Origin of the sequence: Clostridium omnivorum (assembly GCF_026012015.1) — a bacterium.
GTDB lineage: Bacteria > Bacillota > Clostridia > Clostridiales > Clostridiaceae > Clostridium_AX > Clostridium_AX omnivorum.
Window position 1 is genome coordinate 2535346 of record NZ_BRXR01000001.1, and the last position, 16759, is coordinate 2552104.

At 31.1% G+C, this 16759-nt stretch carries 20 protein-coding genes; 13 read left to right on the forward strand and 7 right to left on the reverse strand.

Annotated features, from left to right (window positions below):
- Nucleotides 1–130: 130 nt before the first annotated feature.
- Nucleotides 131–1144 carry an AI-2E family transporter gene (locus bsdE14_RS12060; protein ID WP_264850186.1) on the forward strand — a complete coding sequence of 338 codons (1014 nt, stop codon included), beginning with the start codon at nucleotides 131–133 and terminating at the stop codon, nucleotides 1142–1144.
- An 83-nt stretch (nucleotides 1145–1227) separates the two neighbouring features.
- On the opposite strand, the gene ispF is transcribed toward bsdE14_RS12060, so the two are convergent.
- Nucleotides 1228–1695: a 2-C-methyl-D-erythritol 2,4-cyclodiphosphate synthase gene (ispF, locus tag bsdE14_RS12065; protein WP_264850187.1), complete on the reverse strand. Its 468-nt coding sequence runs from the start codon at nucleotides 1693–1695 to the stop codon at nucleotides 1228–1230.
- 214 nt (nucleotides 1696–1909) lie between these two features.
- On the opposite strand from ispF, the gene bsdE14_RS12070 reads away from it, so the two are divergent.
- The 3 genes from bsdE14_RS12070 to bsdE14_RS12080 are packed head-to-tail and all read left to right on the forward strand — an operon-like array spanning nucleotide 1910 to nucleotide 5923.
- The gene (locus bsdE14_RS12070; RefSeq protein WP_264850188.1) at nucleotides 1910–3994 is read left to right on the forward strand and encodes an MASE3 domain-containing sensor histidine kinase; all 2085 of its coding nucleotides are present in this window, start codon (nucleotides 1910–1912) and stop codon (nucleotides 3992–3994) included.
- Nucleotides 3995–4008: 14 nt separating this feature from the next.
- Nucleotides 4009–4743, forward strand: a complete 735-nt coding sequence (locus bsdE14_RS12075; RefSeq protein ID WP_264850189.1) for an ABC transporter ATP-binding protein — start codon at nucleotides 4009–4011, stop codon at nucleotides 4741–4743.
- Nucleotides 4733–5923, forward strand: coding sequence for an ABC transporter permease (locus tag bsdE14_RS12080; protein ID WP_264850190.1), 1191 nt, complete (start codon nucleotides 4733–4735; stop codon nucleotides 5921–5923). The genes bsdE14_RS12075 and bsdE14_RS12080 overlap by 11 nt, the downstream gene beginning before the upstream one ends.
- Nucleotides 5924–6050: 127 nt before the next feature.
- Here bsdE14_RS12080 and bsdE14_RS12085 read toward each other — a convergent pair whose 3' ends face one another.
- The gene (locus bsdE14_RS12085) at nucleotides 6051–6215 is read right to left on the reverse strand and encodes a hypothetical protein (RefSeq protein WP_264850191.1); all 165 of its coding nucleotides are present in this window, start codon (nucleotides 6213–6215) and stop codon (nucleotides 6051–6053) included.
- 258 nt (nucleotides 6216–6473) lie between these two features.
- On the opposite strand from bsdE14_RS12085, the gene bsdE14_RS12090 reads away from it, so the two are divergent.
- From bsdE14_RS12090 to bsdE14_RS12100, 3 genes are all read left to right on the forward strand, one after another.
- Nucleotides 6474–7070, forward strand: coding sequence for a class D sortase (locus bsdE14_RS12090; protein WP_264850192.1), 597 nt, complete (start codon nucleotides 6474–6476; stop codon nucleotides 7068–7070).
- Nucleotides 7071–7829: 759 nt separating this feature from the next.
- Complete coding sequence (locus tag bsdE14_RS12095) at nucleotides 7830–8357, forward strand: hypothetical protein (RefSeq protein WP_264850193.1); 528 nt, start codon at nucleotides 7830–7832, stop codon at nucleotides 8355–8357.
- A gap of 436 nt (nucleotides 8358–8793) precedes the next feature.
- On the forward strand, nucleotides 8794–9606 hold the full coding sequence (locus tag bsdE14_RS12100; RefSeq protein ID WP_264852263.1) for a polysaccharide deacetylase family protein: 813 nt from the start codon (nucleotides 8794–8796) through the stop codon (nucleotides 9604–9606).
- Between the two features lie 12 nt (nucleotides 9607–9618).
- Here the strand turns inward: bsdE14_RS12100 and rluF are convergent, their stop codons facing one another.
- The gene (gene rluF, locus bsdE14_RS12105) at nucleotides 9619–10419 is read right to left on the reverse strand and encodes a 23S rRNA pseudouridine(2604) synthase RluF (protein ID WP_264850194.1); all 801 of its coding nucleotides are present in this window, start codon (nucleotides 10417–10419) and stop codon (nucleotides 9619–9621) included.
- A gap of 204 nt (nucleotides 10420–10623) precedes the next feature.
- Here rluF and bsdE14_RS12110 point away from each other — a divergent pair, with 204 nt between their 5' ends.
- Nucleotides 10624–10851, forward strand: a complete 228-nt coding sequence (locus bsdE14_RS12110) for a glutaredoxin family protein (protein ID WP_264850195.1) — start codon at nucleotides 10624–10626, stop codon at nucleotides 10849–10851.
- A 73-nt stretch (nucleotides 10852–10924) separates the two neighbouring features.
- Here the strand turns inward: bsdE14_RS12110 and bsdE14_RS12115 are convergent, their stop codons facing one another.
- Nucleotides 10925–11878, reverse strand: coding sequence for an anti-sigma factor domain-containing protein (locus bsdE14_RS12115; RefSeq protein ID WP_264850196.1), 954 nt, complete (start codon nucleotides 11876–11878; stop codon nucleotides 10925–10927).
- Nucleotides 11871–12557, reverse strand: coding sequence for a sigma factor (locus bsdE14_RS12120; RefSeq protein ID WP_264850197.1), 687 nt, complete (start codon nucleotides 12555–12557; stop codon nucleotides 11871–11873). Before bsdE14_RS12120 ends, bsdE14_RS12115 begins: the two co-directional genes overlap by 8 nt.
- 175 nt (nucleotides 12558–12732) lie before the next feature.
- Here bsdE14_RS12120 and bsdE14_RS12125 point away from each other — a divergent pair, with 175 nt between their 5' ends.
- Both bsdE14_RS12125 and bsdE14_RS12130 read left to right on the forward strand, forming a co-directional pair.
- Nucleotides 12733–13410: an HD domain-containing protein gene (locus bsdE14_RS12125; RefSeq protein WP_264850198.1), complete on the forward strand. Its 678-nt coding sequence runs from the start codon at nucleotides 12733–12735 to the stop codon at nucleotides 13408–13410.
- Nucleotides 13411–13412: 2 nt separating this feature from the next.
- Complete coding sequence (locus bsdE14_RS12130) at nucleotides 13413–14444, forward strand: DUF362 domain-containing protein (protein ID WP_264850199.1); 1032 nt, start codon at nucleotides 13413–13415, stop codon at nucleotides 14442–14444.
- Nucleotides 14445–14488: 44 nt separating this feature from the next.
- On the opposite strand, the gene bsdE14_RS12135 is transcribed toward bsdE14_RS12130, so the two are convergent.
- Entirely contained in the window at nucleotides 14489–14677 is a 189-nt protein-coding gene (locus bsdE14_RS12135) for a hypothetical protein (RefSeq protein ID WP_264850200.1), read from the reverse strand.
- Between the two features lie 13 nt (nucleotides 14678–14690).
- Nucleotides 14691–14933 (reverse strand): metal-binding protein, encoded by a 243-nt coding sequence (locus bsdE14_RS12140; RefSeq protein WP_264850201.1) that lies wholly within the window; start codon nucleotides 14931–14933, stop codon nucleotides 14691–14693.
- Nucleotides 14934–15120: 187 nt separating this feature from the next.
- On the opposite strand from bsdE14_RS12140, the gene bsdE14_RS12145 reads away from it, so the two are divergent.
- From bsdE14_RS12145 to bsdE14_RS12155, 3 genes are all read left to right on the forward strand, one after another.
- Nucleotides 15121–15696 (forward strand): nucleoside recognition domain-containing protein, encoded by a 576-nt coding sequence (locus bsdE14_RS12145; protein ID WP_264850202.1) that lies wholly within the window; start codon nucleotides 15121–15123, stop codon nucleotides 15694–15696.
- Between the two features lie 16 nt (nucleotides 15697–15712).
- A complete protein-coding gene (locus bsdE14_RS12150) occupies nucleotides 15713–16231 on the forward strand; it encodes a spore maturation protein (RefSeq protein ID WP_264850203.1) in 519 nt (172 codons plus the stop codon).
- Between the two features lie 218 nt (nucleotides 16232–16449).
- Nucleotides 16450–16683 (forward strand): hypothetical protein, encoded by a 234-nt coding sequence (locus bsdE14_RS12155; protein ID WP_264850204.1) that lies wholly within the window; start codon nucleotides 16450–16452, stop codon nucleotides 16681–16683.
- Nucleotides 16684–16759: the final 76 nt, after the last annotated feature.

A 16759-nucleotide genomic window follows, 5' to 3' on the forward strand; every position in this document is an offset into this window, starting at 1 on the left:
AAATTGTCATACCTGGAGTCAATTTATTGACAAAATTTTCATTGTGTGTGACAATTAATATGTATTTAGTTTAATGTTTTTTATTTGTAAATGTGTAAGTTTGTCAATATATAAGGAGGGCGGTTAGAGTATGGGATTTATTAAGGAAGTGCTCGATAAGGAAATAACTAAAAAGATACTTGTATTAGTAGCTTTAGGCATAATACTATATGCAACAAAAGGATTGATTAATTTATTCCTTCTAACCTTCTTATTTACATATATTATGTATAGTTTTAATAAATTTATCATTTCAAAGACAGAAAAGTATTTTCACATTAACAATGTAGTTTTAACTATAATAATGTATCTAATCTTTGGTGTGCTTATAACCTTCTTTATATATAAATATATACCTGTGGTAATAAATCAAACTATAGTTATAATAAATCAAATTTCAACCTTTGATTTGAATACAAATTTGCCTATTCAGCAATATTTAATGCCTATATTTGATCAAGTTGATGTTTCTGGATATACAAAAAATGCTGTGAACTATCTTTTTCAGCTAGCAGCTAATATAGGAAAGGGTAGTATAAGTGTATTCATGGCTTTTATGCTTAGCCTATTTTTTATGCTAGAGAAGGATAAAATTGCAGAGTTCTCAAGGAGATTTAGAAAAAGCAGAATTGCAGGCTTCTATTATTATCTAGAAGGCTTTGGTAAAAGCTTCGTAAATTCCTTTGGAAAGGTACTTCAAGCACAAATTTTAATAGCGTTGACTAATACCGTACTTTCTATCATAGCTCTTTCCATTATGCACTTTAGACAGCTTTTAGGGCTCGGACTGATGGTTTTTATTTTAAGTTTGATACCAGTTGCTGGGGTTATAATTTCCCTTATACCACTCTGCATAATTGCTTTTAACATGGGAGGAATACCTAAAGTAGTATATGTTGTTATAATGGTTGTTGTATTACATGGACTTGAAAGCTATGTATTGAATCCTAAATTTATGGCTGATAAAACAGAGCTGCCCGTATTTTTAATTTTCCTTATATTGATAATTTCTGAGTACTTAATGGGAACCTGGGGGTTATTAATAGGAATACCAATGTTTATTTTCATACTAGATTTACTAAATGTAAAAGTAGCTGATAAGTGATGATGAAATAATTGAATTATAAATTTTTGTTATAGCTAAAGGTGTTCAAAATAATTTGAACACCTTTATTTTATTAATATTTACTATTTTAAAAGGCATATACTTTGTGAAGATATTCCTTCGCCCCTGCCTGTAAAACCAAGACCTTCTTCAGTAGTGGCTTTTACATTAATCCTATCTTCTTCAACATTTAAAGCCTCTGCTATGTTTTTAATCATGTTACTAATGTGAGGAGCCATTTTTGGCTTTTGAGCTATTATAGTAGAGTCAATGTTCTCTATTTCATAGCCTTTTTCCTTTATAAGCTTTCCTACCTCTTTTAGAAGCAAAATGCTAGAAATTCCTTTAAATCTTTCATCAGTATCTGGGAAGTGTTTGCCTATATCTCCAAGAGCTGCTGCACCTAAAATGCTATCCATAATTGCGTGCAATAGAACATCTGCGTCAGAGTGTCCAAGTAGTCCTTTTTCATAAGAAATTTCCACACCGCCAATAATAAGTTTTCTTCCTTCAACTAGTTTATGTACATCATATCCCATGCCTATTCTCATATAATTTTTTCCTCCTTATCCCTGGTCACGCTGGGTAAAATATTTAGATAATTTTAACATAAAATAAAAATTAAATAAATACAAGGAATGGAAAATTAAAGGCCTTAGAAGGATTTTACATTTGATTATAGAAGTATTATGTAGATATGAGCATTATTACCGATACTGGTAGGTATATCTGTATTAAATGTTTATAAAGGAGGCAGATTGCCTTATGAATATTAAATTCAAAGCTTTTATTGATGATGAACAAGTTATTGAAGTATTCAGTATAGGGGGACTATTACTTTTAATATTATTGTTATATTTTATGAGTCTTAAAAACTTTAATTTATTTTGTAATGCATCAGAGCTTATAAATATTACTTGTGGAGTTAGTATTTATGCAGTGTCAAAAAATACCTATAAGTTTTCCAAAAGCGGTTATTTTTTGTTCTTAGGAATTAGTTTTCTTTTCATTAGTTCTTTCAATTTGTTTCATATAAGTTATTATGGAGTTTCCATGGGTGGAAATTTTAGAGTTAGCAACCTATTAGAACAAAAAGATACAGTAAGCTCATTTTTACAGGCTGCTGCAGTGATATATTCATTTAGGTATGTTAAAAAACCTTTGAATCCTATGACTACTTTTTTGGCCTATTTATTAATGGCAATATTAATATTTTTTGGTGTCTTTTATTTTAATGCAGTTCCAACATGTTATGGAAGCTATGGACCTACCATATTTAAGAAGGTGGTGGAGGCAATTAACATTGTACTTTTAGCTTCCTCAGGGATCTTTTTAAAATTTAATAAAAGAGAATTTAATAGAGAAACTATGCTATTTTTAATTTTGAGTATTATAAGCATGGTTATATCTCAGGCTTTTTTAATATCTAGTATTAAAAAACCAGGATTTATGTATACTATAGGACATTTAATGAAAGTAGTATCAATTATGTTAATTTATAAGGCAGTAATACAAAGCAACCTAACTAATCCGTATAAGTCCATGTTTTCCAAGCTTAAAGAGGCTAAGGAAAAGCTTGAATATAAGACAAATGAGCTAGTAGAGATTAATGAAAAACTAAACAAAGAGAATGAAGAATTTAAAATAATGCAGCAGGATCTAAAGGAAAGTAAAAAAAATTATCTTCAGCTCATTGACTTTCTACCTTATGCTATAATTACTCATCGAAATGGAAAGATATTATTCTTAAATAATGCGGCATTAACTATGTTTAAGGCTAATGATTATAAGGATATGATAGGCAGAGAAATACTTGATTTTGTACATTCTGAAGAAAGAAAAGTATCAAAAACCAGAATTACAAAGACTTATAATGGTATGGATACTGAGCTTTTAGAGAGAAGAATGATTGATATTAATGGTGAGGTTTTATATGTAGAAACAAAAGCTGTTCCATATGTGCATAAAGGTCTTCCAGCTGCTTTAGTTGTTATTGGTGATGTTTCTGAGCGTAGGAGGGCTGAAGAAAAGGATAAAATGCTGAAAGAAGCAATTGAATACGATAGGATAAAAACAGAGTTCTTCGCTAATATATCTCATGAACTTAGGACACCTTTAAATGTTATTTTTGGAGCAGTACAGCTCGTGGAATTATATGCTGAAAATGATGCAATGGTGGACAATATAGATAAAGTTAAGGGATATATAACAAATATGAAGCAGAATTCTTATAGAATGCTCAGGTTAATAAACAATCTAATAGATATGACTAAAATAGATTCAGGGTATCTAAAAATAAATAAGCAAAACCATAATATTATAAGTATTATAGAGGATATTACACTGTCTGTAGCTCAGTACATTGAAAGTAAGGGGTTAAATATTATTTTTGATACAGATGTGGAAGAAAAGATTGTAGCTTGTGATGCAGATGTAATTGAAAGAGTTATGCTAAATTTATTATCCAATGCTATTAAATTCACTAGTGAGGGTGGACAGATTTTTGTGAATATAGAAGATAGGGGAGGTTATATTGATATATTTGTTAAGGACACTGGAATAGGAATAACTGAGGATAAACTAGCTATTATTTTTGAGAGATTTAGACAAGTAGATAAATCGCTGGCAAGAAATAATGAAGGCAGTGGTATTGGATTAAGTCTTGTAAAATCATTAGTAGAAATACATGGTGGCCAGATTAATGTCTCAAGTGAATATGGCAAAGGTACGGAATTTGTTATAAGCTTGCCTGCATATAATTTAGCAGAGGATGAAGTGGCAGCAGATTATGATTTGCCTCAAGGAAATGTTGAAAGAATAAATATTGAGTTCTCGGATATTTATTCATAATAGGAGGGAAAAACTTGATTGAAATAATGAATTTAAGTAAGAACTTTAAAAACATAAAAGCTGTGGACAATATAAGCTTTAAGGTTAATAATGGTGAAATTGTAGGCCTGCTTGGAGAAAATGGTGCGGGAAAAACTACAACTCTTAGGATGCTTGCTACAATGTTGAAGCCTACTGATGGTACAGCAGTACTAAACGGTCACGATATAATTAAAGATCAAGCAAAGGTAAGAGGAGAAGTAGGAATACTATTTGGAGGAGAAGTTGGGCTATACGATAGGCTTACAGCTAGAGAAAATATAAAGTATTTTGCTCAGCTTAATGGCATGTCCTTGGAACAAACAAATAACAGCATTAGCTATTTAGTTAAAATGCTTAATATGGAAGAATACATAGATAGAAGAGTTGGAAAGTTTTCTAGAGGCATGAAGCAGAAGGTAGCTATTGCTAGGTCTATTGTGCATGAGCCGTCAATTATGCTATTTGATGAGCCTACTATTGGACTGGATGTAACTGCTGCTAAAATTGTGCAGGATTTTATTTTAAACTGCAAGAGTCAAAATAAGGCTATAGTTTTTTCAAGCCATACCATGCAAGAGGTAGAAAAGCTCTGTGACAGGATTGTTATAATTAATAAAGGAAAGATAATAGAAGAAGGTACAATAGAACAGCTTAAGGGTAAATATAACAATAATGACATGGAAGAAATTTTTATGAAGCTGGTAGGGGGTGAAAGTGTTGTCAAGTAATATAGTATTATTAGTATTAAAAAAAGAACTTAAAGATATGTTTAGAGATAAGAAGACGTTAATTGTAGGAATTTTAATACCTCTTATTATATTTCCAATAATGTTTGGAGTAATGGGAAAAGTAATGGATAAGAGTACAAAACAAGTAGAGGAGAGTGTAAAGGTAGCTATAACAGATGCTGACAATAGCTCTTTAGGCGAGTTTATAAAAAGTCAGAAGAATATTAAGCTTATTAAATCTGATAATTTTGATAAGGACATAAAGGATGGAAAGATACAAGTAGCTATAGAAATACCTAATGGATTTCAGGAGAATATAGGAAAAGAAGCGCTATCAACTATAAAGTTGACCTATGACAATGTTAGTCAGCAGTCTTCAATGGCATTAAGCATAGTAAAATCATATGTAGATGCCTATTCTAATGGTGTGGTGGCTAAGAGATTAGAGCAGAGGAATATTGATCCTATGCTTCTAAAGCCAATAGAGATAAAAGAAGTTACTTCTGTAAAAGAGGAAAGCTCTATTAGTACCTTTATGCTTTCACTTATGCTTCCATTACTTCTTGTGCTCTATAGTGCATTAGGACCCATAGCTTCAGCAACGGATCTTGGAGCAGGTGAAAAGGAAAGAGGTACCTTGGAACCTTTATTAACCACACAGGCTGGGAGAATGTCCATACTTTGGGGTAAGCTTCTTGCTATTACTGTTATGGGCTTTTTAACTGTAGCTGCTTCGCTTATGGGATTATTTTTATCCATGCAGCAAAAGGATGGTATGTTTAAGGGGGTAAGCACTGCAGGGTTAAATTTAGGTGTTTCTTCACTACTATTAATGGGTATTGTATCAGTACTAACTACAATGGCTTTTGCAGCTTTATCCTTAGCTATAAGCATATATGCTAGATCTTTTAAAGAGGCACAAACCTATATGACTCCTTTAACTATAATTGTAATGATTCCAGCCTATGCTGCATATATGGTTGATCCTAAAAATATTGGAGGACTATATTTTCATATACCTGTGACTAACGTAACTTGTTTAATAAAGGAACTGCTGGTGGGGGTTTATAACTATAATCATATCTTTATAACCTTTGGCTGGATTGCTTTATATATATTGATTTCCATACTATTTGCAAGATTTATGTTTAGCAGAGAATCAGTAATTTTTAGAACATAATAATAAAAATAAATACAATTAACATATCAATACTAAATATAAATTAAGCTCTCAATAAGTATATATAATACTATTTGAGAGCTTAATTTATTAAATAATATTTATGCATTTATTCTACGTACTCCTATCATATAGTTTTATGTGCTTTAGTAAGTACTTTTTTTGAAGCTTGTTTTGATGAATTATAAATAGGACTTTTGAAGAAAGAAATTATAGATGAGAAAAGCCCTTGAGATGGCCCTTTTCTTCTTTTTTTAGCTGAAAAATCTACCCATATAACATTATCTTTCATAATATCGCCTCCCGATTAAAATACCCAAAGACAGTATATAGTAATATTTAGTAATTTATCTTCTTAACATAATAATATCACAATTTTGTAAAAATGTTAAGAATATTCCGAATTAAGAAGGAAATAACTGTATATTATTTTAATACAGCTATCTTCAATTTTTAACATATTGTTACAAAGTTAATCATATAGTACAATTACAAAAATTAGTATATTTATGGTATAATAAATATCAGGGTAAAACTAGGGGGGATATATATGAAAAAGAAAATAATTGGTATTGCTATGATTGTTGTAGGAATTACAATAATAGGCACTGCATTCTTTATGCGATATAGCGCCGAAAGAAAGCAAAAATCAATGATTGATGCATTTGAAAAAACCTTGGAAAATGTTGATAAAGGAGCAGATTCAAATAATAAAAATGAAAATAGTCCTTCTCAAAAACCGCCCGAGGATGTTAAAGGCGCAATTGGCATTATGAGGATTCCGAAGATAGACTTAAAGGTGGCAATTGGAGAAGGTGTTGATAATGAAACTTTAAAATTTACAGTAGGCCATTTTGAAGGAACTGCTATGCCTGGAGAAAAGGGTAATTTTTGCGTAGCAGGACATAGAAGCTATACTTACAGTGAATATTTTAATAGATTAGATGAAGTTAAAAATGGCGATGAAATAATAGTTCAAACTAAAAAAGGTGAATTTAAGTATAAAGTATATGATACTAAGGTAGTAGAGCCTTCCGAGGTTTCTGTGCTAGACCCTACAAAGGATTCAACACTAACGCTAGTAACTTGTACTCCAGTTAGGGTTGCTACTCATAGGCTTATAGTAAAAGCAAGGTTAGTTACATAAATAGGTAATAGGTAATAGGTAATAGGTAATAGGTAATAGGTAATAGGTAATAGTGAAAAAAGACGGAATTTTGCCCAAGGGCAAAATTCCGTCTTTACTTCTTACTTTATATGCATCTATGAATTAAGTTCGCTGAGGAAATTAAAGTATATCCACATGTTGTCCACAACTTTGTGGATAATGTGTACAAAAATCAAGACTTTTTTTCTTTTTCAATAAAAAATACATCGATTTTTAGATGTTACATTTTAAAGGTTATTGTAATATATTGAATTATTATAGAAATTAACAAAAATATCACAAGTTATGCACAAGGAAAATGTGGACAATGTTTATAACTTTTATAGTTGTCCACAACTATGCAAAAGTTTTTTTGTATAAAGCAATAAATAATGGGTATTATATGGCAGAGTTGGTGTATAAAATATTAAATAAATTCATGATAAATATACATAGAACTTTATAATAGCATTATAACATCAAGAACAAGCTTAATAGTGAAATTTAGTATTCATGCTATGAAATAGAGAATTCATAAACAATAGCGGATATTTAGGCTTTTATTACATTATTATGGAAACTTATAACTACTAATAGATAGTTATCCACAGGAAGTAATGACTGATTAATACAAAATGATTTAAAAGTTTCAAATTAGAAAAAATAAGAATAAAAAATGTTATAAATATTTGCAATTTTTAAATAATATGATATAATAAATTCAGCACAAAATAATATTGCATTGGGGGTTGTTTTTTTATGAAAAAGATTTTAACTGCTATTTTAGCACTAACATTAGCACTATCATTAGCTGCTTGTTCTCAAAAGGATCAAAAAGAAGCTTCAGCTAATAATACTCAAAAGCAAGAATCAAAGGCTGATGAATTCAAGCCAAAGGATGTAGCTGCATTTACTGATATATTGGACAACTTAGGAAATAAGGATTATTACTATCTGGAAACAACAGGAAATACTCTTAAGATATTAGACAAAGCTAAATTTAAGGCATATCAGGATAAAGCAAAAGCAATTACTGAAAAGGCTATGGCAGATCAAAAGGTTGATATGAAGAATGCCAAAGTTTATACATATCATAGAAATGTAAATGGTGATAAAGCTGAAAAAGATTTTGTTGTAGTTTATGATGCAAATAAGGTACCAACAGATTTATATGAAGTAAATATGACAGTTAATGATAAGGATGAGCCAACTTTCAAAGATGCAAAGAAAGTTGACAAGGCTGTAGATGATAACTTCAAAAAGTTTTTTAAAGGTGAAGTAAAATAATTAAATAAAGGGTTTTGTGCTAGCTCAGAGTCTTGCAAGTTGCAAGACTCTTTTTAATAATCATTATTAGCTAAAAATAACAAGTTGTCCACATGCATATTGTTGATAATGTGCATAACTTATAGGATTTACTAATAAACATTGATATTTTGCTGATTAAAAGTTGAATTTTATTCACATACTAGCTGTGAATAAAATTTTTTGTTTGTGGAAAAGTTTCATTTTTTTTATATACTTTAATAAATTTTATATTATAATTGTAGTTGAGTGATTATTGAAAGGCAGAAGGGAAGAAATGAATATGAGGAAAACTAAAAAGAGTATAGCAATCATATTAGGAATATTAATACTAGTGGCTGCATCTGTTACAACAGGTTATATGATTCAAGTGAGAACCTCAGAAAAGCAAAGCAAGTCAGTTTCAGCATATAAGGGAATGAAAAATGCTAGCTCACAGAGTAAAGTAGAACAAAGGCCGGAATCAGCTGTGAATAATGAAACCATAGAACAGGAACAGCCTGCCAAAACCCTAGTGAGAGAGTTTAAAGATGGACCATTAAAGTATAATGACAAAGGTGTGCCAATACTTTATTATCATTCTATAGATTATGAAAAGGGAAATGAATTAAGGCTTCCCAAAGAAAAGTTTAGGGAGCAAATGCAATATTTAAAAGCTAACAATTATACAACTTTAACTTTGGGTGAACTTTATGAGTTTATTCAAAATAATAAACCTATACCAGAAAAGTCAGTGGTAATTACTTTTGATGATGGATATGAAGACAATTATACTAATGCATTCCCAATACTAAAGGATTTTGGCTTCAAGGCTGCTGTTTTTATGATTTCCAGTAATGTGGATAACACTCAATTCAAGGTGCTTAAATCAACAGAATTGAAAGAGATGGAGGAAAATGGCGTTGAAATAGAGAGTCATACCGTCAATCATGATAAGCTTAGCGAGTTAAGTTATAATGACCAGCTAAAGACGCTAAAGGATTCTAAGGAGTTTTTAGGAAAAGTCTTAAATAAAAAAATCGATTATATTTGTTATCCATACGGCATGTTTAATAAGGATACAATAAAGGCATCAAAAGAGGCTGGATATATTATGGGATTTACTACTGTTGGAGGCTGGGCAGATAAAAATGATGGTATATATACCTTAAATAGAGTTTATGTAAGTGCTTTTGATAGTATGGAGAAGTTTAAGCGTTCGCTGACAAACCCTAATTATGATAGAAAATAAAGTTAGAAGCTTCTAGAGATTTCTAGAAGCTTCTTTTGTTTTTATTGAATCAGATATTAAATTATCTATTGTCTTTAGTTCTTCTACTGTAAGGTATCTCCATTTGCCTATAGCCAAATCCTCTAACTTTACATTCATTATTCTAATCCTTTGAAGTTTTAAAACATTGTAACCAAAATATTCACTCATGCGCCTAATTTGCCTATTAAGTCCTTGAGTTAGAATAATTCTAAAAACATATTTGCCCTCTTTTTTTACATAGCAGGGCTTTGTAACTGTATCAAGAATAGGAACTCCATTTGACATTCCATTTATAAACTCTGAAGTAATTGGCTTATCCACGGTTACTATGTATTCTTTATCATGGTTGTTGCCAGCTCTTAGAATCTTATTAACTATATCGCCATCGTTTGTTAGAAAAATAAGGCCCTCTGAGTTTTTATCAAGTCTTCCAATTGGAAAAATTCTTTTAGGATAATTTATAAAATCTACAATGTTGCCTTTAATCCTCTTGTCAGTGGTACAGGTTATGCCTACGGGCTTATTTAATGCTATATATACAAGCTCTTCTTTTTTGCTAAGGAGCTTACCATCAAGTCTTATTTCATCTCCAGGCTTTATTTTAGTACCTTGCTCAGCTTTAACGCCATTTATAGTTACTCTGCCTTGCTCTATAAGTTTATCGGCTTCTCTTCTTGAACAAATACCCTTTTCACTTATAAATTTATTTATCCTAGTTTCTTCACCTTTCTCTAAATGTTTAATAATATTTTGAGCTGGTTTTTTTTCTTTCGGTTTTCGTTTGTTCTCCATACTATATTCTCCATTCCCTAATTAATTTCCAGTAAGTATTGAAAGTATACGTAATTTGTAGATATTCATAAATAAACGCTATAATAATATTATTGTATAAAATTATCGGGATTAATCCAAGATATATTTAAGTTGACATTTCTAAGCTAAAAAGCATAAAATATAATCAAAGGATACCACATACGGGTATAAGGAGGTAATATAATGAAAAATGTTATAGTATATACATCAAATACATGCACATATTGTTCAGCTGCAAAGGAATACCTAAATGAAAAGGGAGTAAACTTTGAAGAGAGAAATGTAAAGGAACCACAATATAGAAAAGAACTTATGGCGATGGGCTATATGAGTGTACCAGTAATTAAAATTGAAGACGAAGTAATATTAGGCTTTGATAGAGACAAAATAAATACTTCTTTAGGATTATAATATGCATCAGGTTGCTAGAGAAATTCTAGCAACCTTTTTTTATGGAAAAAGATAGTCTGAACAAAAGTTCAGACTAATTTTTATCCTTAACCTTATTATTTTTGTTTTTTCCATTATTTGAATGGTCACTACTTTTATTTGAAGCATTACTATTATTATTTCCATTTGAGATTGAAGTACTATCTATTTTTTTTTCAGTATCAGCGTTTTTTTTATCCTCTGATTTTTCACCACCATTATTTCCATTGGATTTACCATTAGAAACTGAGGAGGAGTTTTTACTTGATGAATTTTGATTGTCTGTAGAATCTTTTTTATTATTAGCATTATTATTTATGGAATTACCAACGGATGAATTATTTTTGTTTTGTTTGTCATCGCTATTTTGCTTATTTTCACTATTTTGCTTTGATGAGGAGTTATTGTTTTTTGAGTTTTCTGTAGAAGCATTTTTAACAGTGGACTTTAATTCTTTTCCATTGGAATTGATCATAAGCTTAACTCCACTTTCACCCATAAACTTTTCAAAGCTATCTAAATTAAGATCTTTATCATTTTTGCTATCTATATATAGCGTAACGGCCTTGTCTGATTTAACATAATTCTCATTTATAAAATTCTCTTTTTTTGCTTCATCTACAATGGTTTCAAGACCTTCATTAACAGATTTGTTTTTTAATTTAATTTCTTTTAGTACTGTTTCTCCATCATCATTTAATGGTGAACTATCTATAATTCTATTGAACATATTAAGCTTTAACATTATTGAAGGATTTATTTCTACTATAACAGATGAGGTGGGAGTATAATATGCGAAGGCTGTACCGCTAAATAGTAACATAAAAGCTAATGAGGCAGCCACAATTGGGAGCTTAGGAATAGTAAAGTCCTTTGCAAGTTCCCCAGAAAAGGTTTCTCCAACCTTAGGTATAGTATCTTTTATCCTTACTTTTACAAATTCTCCACTAGGTGTAACCATATTCGCTTTTTTCTTATTAATACTTAATACTAAACCTGTCTTAAGCATTTTTTTCACCTACTTTTATATTTAGATAAGATTTAATATATGGATAATCTTCACTTGATAAAATAATTATTAGTGTGAGAATATATCTTCTCCACTTTTCTACAAATTTTCTATTAGTACCAGTAAGCAAGCATATCTCTTTAACAGGCAGCAGTTTTTTTTCCTTTATCTGCCTCAGGATAGTTTCTTCTCTAATACAGCTCATGGCTAGATTTAATAGTGAATCTCTTGTATCCTTGTGCGATGGTGATGAATTAGCTAGGACATCAAAATCCAATTTATATATTGCAAGTTCGATTGATAATAATGATATTTCTTCGATTCTATTCTTATTTTCAGATTCAATCTGATATTGAGTTAAGGAGTTTTTTATGTCTATATACTGCAGTTCCTCATCTTCATCACTTTCGAAAGCTAAATAGGGGTTATTTTTTGCTTTTCTAAAATGGTCCACTAAAGAATTTCTTATTATAACTTTAGCGAAACTATAAAACTCACCCTTCTCTTCATTATAGCTATCACAAGCCTTATTAAAGGCTACAAGCGCGACACTTAGTTCGTCATCATTCTTCCAATCTAATTTTCTTTTGCATATCTTATAGGCTGTATTATATATAAAAAGCTTACTATCTTCTATAAATCTATTCCTGTTTACTGGAGAAAGTAGTTCTAGTTTCAACATTACCACCCCATATCTCTTTATACGTTGATTATCGCCAATTTTAGAGGGGTTGTAAATAGTAATTTTAGGATTTGTTGTATTTTTATTGAGGAAAGCATATAAAGTTATTGTATAATTTATGCTAGATAAGTCTTATAATCTAAATATAAGTTACATGCTAGGAGGATAAGAAATGCAGATTGATGGCAGGGAATACGAAGATGTAAAAGGTATTGTAATAAATAACACAATAGAATATGTAAAAGCTAAGCTTGAGGGAGAAGGTTCTGGCCATGATTGGTGGCATGTTTATAGAGTATGGAAGAATTCCATTTTAATTTCTGAAAATGAAAAGGTAGACATGTACATAGTGGAGCTGGCTGCTTTACTGCATGATATAGGCGATTGGAAGTTTTATAATGGAGATGAAACAGTTGGACCTAGGCTAGCAAGGGAATGGCTTAACAAAAATGGAGTGGATGAAAGCATAGTGCAGCAGGTATCAAATATAATAGGAAAAATGTCCTATAAAGGAAAAGGCGTGAAATCTGAAATGGACACCATTGAAGGTATGGTTGTACAAGATGCCGATAGACTGGATGCAATAGGGGCTATCGGTATAGCAAGAGCTTTTGCCTATGGTGGAAGTAAAGGCAGAGAAATGTATAATCCCAATAGAAAGCCAGAGTACCATGAAACCTTTGAACAATATAAAAGCAGTACTGGCACAACTATTAATCACTTTTATGAAAAACTTCTTTTACTAAAGGATTTAATGAACACTAATACTGCTAAAAAAATTGCAGCAGAAAGACATGAATTCATGGAAAACTTTTTAGAACAGTTTTATGGGGAATGGAGTGGTAGATAGATATGGCAAAAGTATATTTTAAAGCAATTGACTCATATTTAAAAACAGAAGAAATAAATGCCTCAGCAGTAGATATGTTAAGACTAATAGAGGAAAAGGAAAACTATAAGCTTAATAAATATGTGCCTTTAAAGGTACATCTAGGTGAAAAGGGAAATACAACCTTTATTCATCCAAGAAACTTTGAGGGAATTATTGAATATTTAAAACAAAAGGGCATTGATACAGCTTTTATAGAAACCAATGTGCTCTATAAAGGACAAAGAAACACAGTAACCAATCACCTTAAGGTAGCTGAGGAGCATGGTTTTACAAGAATTCCGGTAATTATAGCCGATGGCGAGGCAGGTGAAGACTACGAGCTTGTAGAAATAAACAAGAAAAACTTTGATAAGTGTAAGATTGCTAGAACTATTGCTGCTGAAGAACAGCTTATTGTACTAAGTCACTTTAAAGGGCATGCATTAGCGGGCTATGGTGGAGCTATAAAGCAGCTGGGAATGGGCTTTGCCTCAAAGGGTGGAAAGCTGGCTCAGCATGCAAATTCAATACCTAAAATAAATAGTTTGAAATGCAAGGCTTGTAAGGCTTGTGCTATGAAGTGTCCGGAAAATGCTATTATTGTGGATAAAAAAGCAAAGATAGATAAAAACAAATGCGTTGGTTGTGCTTCTTGTATGGCATCTTGTCCACACAATGCTATAACTAACAGCTGGTTAGCATCTTTAAGTAGGTCCTTTAATGAGAGATTAGCAGAATATGCTTATGCTGCAGCAAAAGATAAAAGACACATTTATATAAGTTTTGCTTTTAATATTACAAAAAACTGTGACTGTGAGGGTCATCCAATGAAAATAATAGCGAAGGATTTAGGAATATTTGCTTCAACTGATCCTGTGGCAATTGATAAGGCTTGCCTTGATGTCCTTGATAAAAATGAAGGCAGGACAGTATTTAAGAGAGGACGTTATACTCTTGAGTATGCTGAAAAAATTGGTCTTGGCAGCAAGTCTTATGAATTAATAGAAATATAGTATAAATTAAAGCAGAGAAATTAATTTCTCTGCTTTAATTTATACTATTCAAGTATTCCTTCATCCTTTAATATGGATTCAAGCTTTTGCAACTTATCAGATAGAAAAACAAACTTTTCTTTTATCTCTTCTTTAGATAAATCCTTGTTTTCTATTTCTTTTTCCATTTCTTCGATAGCAGTTATTGCTTCTTCAATGTCTTGCTGAGCTGCTTTTAAATTGCTTTCTTTCATCCTAAGTACTCCTTTAATTTAAGTTTCTTTTTATCTTTTTTAAATTTTTATCTTCTATAAAAGGTGCGCAGAATTCAAAGACTTTTTCATGCCCACAATTGCAACAAGAACATTGACAGATATCATAGGGAACATCATCAATAAGAACTATTTCTAAATCTTCAGCCTGGTAGTCCCCGCCACATACTTCGCAAGGAGTAAGATTGATAACTTCATACTCGCTTTCGATGTACTTCATTATATCCCTTAAGGTCATATTTTTCCTCCATTTTATTAGAAATATACATTTTATAAATATGGTATCACTATAAAAATTTAATTGCAATACAAAAGGAGAATTTATCATATATATAAAATGGATAAGACAAGCTGTTTGAGATCTATAGAATTTTAGACAAAATTATTTTACTGAGTTTGAAAATAAGGTTTAAGGAGAGTATGAGATGATTAATGTAATTTGGTTTTTTATTCTTGTAATTGGTATAGGATTTGGACTAGCTACTGGCAGAGGAGAAATTGTATCCAAAGCTGTAATAAGCTCCACTGGATCTACAGTTCAGCTAGCTATAAGTCTGGCTGGACTTATGAGTCTTTGGTGCGGAGTTATGAAAATCGCTGAAAAAAGCGGTCTTACTGATAAATTAGCAAAGCTTCTAAAGCCTATTTTAAAAAAGATATTTAAAGGAGCAGCTAAGGATGAAAAGGCTTTAGGTGCTATTGTGATGAATCTTACAGCTAACATGATGGGGCTGTCCAATGCTGCTACTCCTTTTGGCTTAAAAGCAATGGAAGAACTCCAAAGATTAAATCCTAATAAGGATACAGCTAGTAATGACATGTCTTTGTTTCTAGTTCTAAATGCAGCTTGTATTCAATTACTTCCAACAACAATAATATCTATAAGAGCTGCTAACGGTTCTAGTAATCCAGGAGAAATAATAATTCCTGCGATACTAGCGAGTACTATAGCAGCAGTAATGGGTGTAGTTTACTGCAAAATTCTTGAAAAGTATTTTTAGAGGTGGGGGAACAGGTATGAAATATGTTATAGCTTCAATAATTTCAATTATAATTTTGTTAATCGTTATGTATGGATATATTAAGGGTGTAAAGGTATATGAATGCTTTGTTGAAGGGGCAAAGGATGGGTTAACCATATGCCTTAGAATTTTCCCCTATCTTCTTGCCATGATAATGGCTGTTACTGTATTTAGAGAAGCAAGGGCAATGGATTATTTTACTGCTATAGTAAAGCCTGTAGCTTCGCTTATAGGGCTTCCAGCTGAGGTTGTGCCTCTTGCGCTTATTAAACCTCTTTCGGGCAGTGGAGCATTAGGAGTGTTTACAGATATACTTACAAGGTATGGTGCAGATAGTCAGATAGGAAGAATTTCCTCAGTGCTAATGGGAACTACAGAAACCATTTTCTATACACTAACAGTATATTTTGGTGCAGTAAATATTAAAAAAATAAGGCATACCTTATGGGCAGCTGTAATGGCAGATATAACAGCTTTAATTGCAGCAGTCACCTTGGTTAGATTGATGTTTTAACTTATAAATTAAAAACTAGAGAGAAAACAAGAAAAAAGAAGATAGTTACAGATAGTATTATAAGTAATGAAGAAATACGTTAAAAGTAATAACAAATAACTCTTTATAGGGAAAATATAAACTTGATAATGGGGGTATCGAATTATATAATAAGTATGTGCTTACAAGATATGCCAGATTAGGAATTATAGAAATAAAGGGATGGAGGAAAAAAGTATATGAGACCCCATAATCATGAGGAAGTAACAATTGACTCTAAAGCTATAAAGCCGGAGGAAGGAAATAAGGGCCTAGGAATGGGATTGTGTTTTGGTGCTGGTATAGGAATTGTACTAGGGGCAATAATTAGTAATGTTATGTTAGGAATGACTATAGGAGCTATTATTGGAGTAGTAGCAGGATGCTTTTATGATTCTACAAAAAATAAAAAGGGAAAAGATAAAGTTTTATAAAGTTATTTACATTATTAGTATATTTTGATAAATTAAATATAAATAAAATATAAAAATTATAATTAATGGGGGATAA

Coding starts and splice junctions, on each gene's coding strand:
- bsdE14_RS12060 (WP_264850186.1), top strand. CDS start 131: ATGGGATTTATTAAGGAAGTGCTCGATAAGGAAATAACTAAAAAGATA.
- ispF (WP_264850187.1), bottom strand. CDS start 1,695: ATGAGAATAGGCATGGGATATGATGTACATAAACTAGTTGAAGGAAGA.
- bsdE14_RS12070 (WP_264850188.1), top strand. CDS start 1,910: ATGAATATTAAATTCAAAGCTTTTATTGATGATGAACAAGTTATTGAA.
- bsdE14_RS12085 (WP_264850191.1), bottom strand. CDS start 6,215: ATGAAAGATAATGTTATATGGGTAGATTTTTCAGCTAAAAAAAGAAGA.
- bsdE14_RS12090 (WP_264850192.1), top strand. CDS start 6,474: ATGAAAAAGAAAATAATTGGTATTGCTATGATTGTTGTAGGAATTACA.
- bsdE14_RS12095 (WP_264850193.1), top strand. CDS start 7,830: ATGAAAAAGATTTTAACTGCTATTTTAGCACTAACATTAGCACTATCA.
- bsdE14_RS12100 (WP_264852263.1), top strand. CDS start 8,794: ATGAAAAATGCTAGCTCACAGAGTAAAGTAGAACAAAGGCCGGAATCA.
- rluF (WP_264850194.1), bottom strand. CDS start 10,419: ATGGAGAACAAACGAAAACCGAAAGAAAAAAAACCAGCTCAAAATATT.
- bsdE14_RS12110 (WP_264850195.1), top strand. CDS start 10,624: ATGAAAAATGTTATAGTATATACATCAAATACATGCACATATTGTTCA.
- bsdE14_RS12115 (WP_264850196.1), bottom strand. CDS start 11,878: ATGCTTAAGACAGGTTTAGTATTAAGTATTAATAAGAAAAAAGCGAAT.
- bsdE14_RS12125 (WP_264850198.1), top strand. CDS start 12,733: ATGCAGATTGATGGCAGGGAATACGAAGATGTAAAAGGTATTGTAATA.
- bsdE14_RS12130 (WP_264850199.1), top strand. CDS start 13,413: ATGGCAAAAGTATATTTTAAAGCAATTGACTCATATTTAAAAACAGAA.
- bsdE14_RS12135 (WP_264850200.1), bottom strand. CDS start 14,677: ATGAAAGAAAGCAATTTAAAAGCAGCTCAGCAAGACATTGAAGAAGCA.
- bsdE14_RS12140 (WP_264850201.1), bottom strand. CDS start 14,933: ATGACCTTAAGGGATATAATGAAGTACATCGAAAGCGAGTATGAAGTT.
- bsdE14_RS12145 (WP_264850202.1), top strand. CDS start 15,121: ATGATTAATGTAATTTGGTTTTTTATTCTTGTAATTGGTATAGGATTT.
- bsdE14_RS12150 (WP_264850203.1), top strand. CDS start 15,713: ATGAAATATGTTATAGCTTCAATAATTTCAATTATAATTTTGTTAATC.
- bsdE14_RS12155 (WP_264850204.1), top strand. CDS start 16,450: ATGAGACCCCATAATCATGAGGAAGTAACAATTGACTCTAAAGCTATA.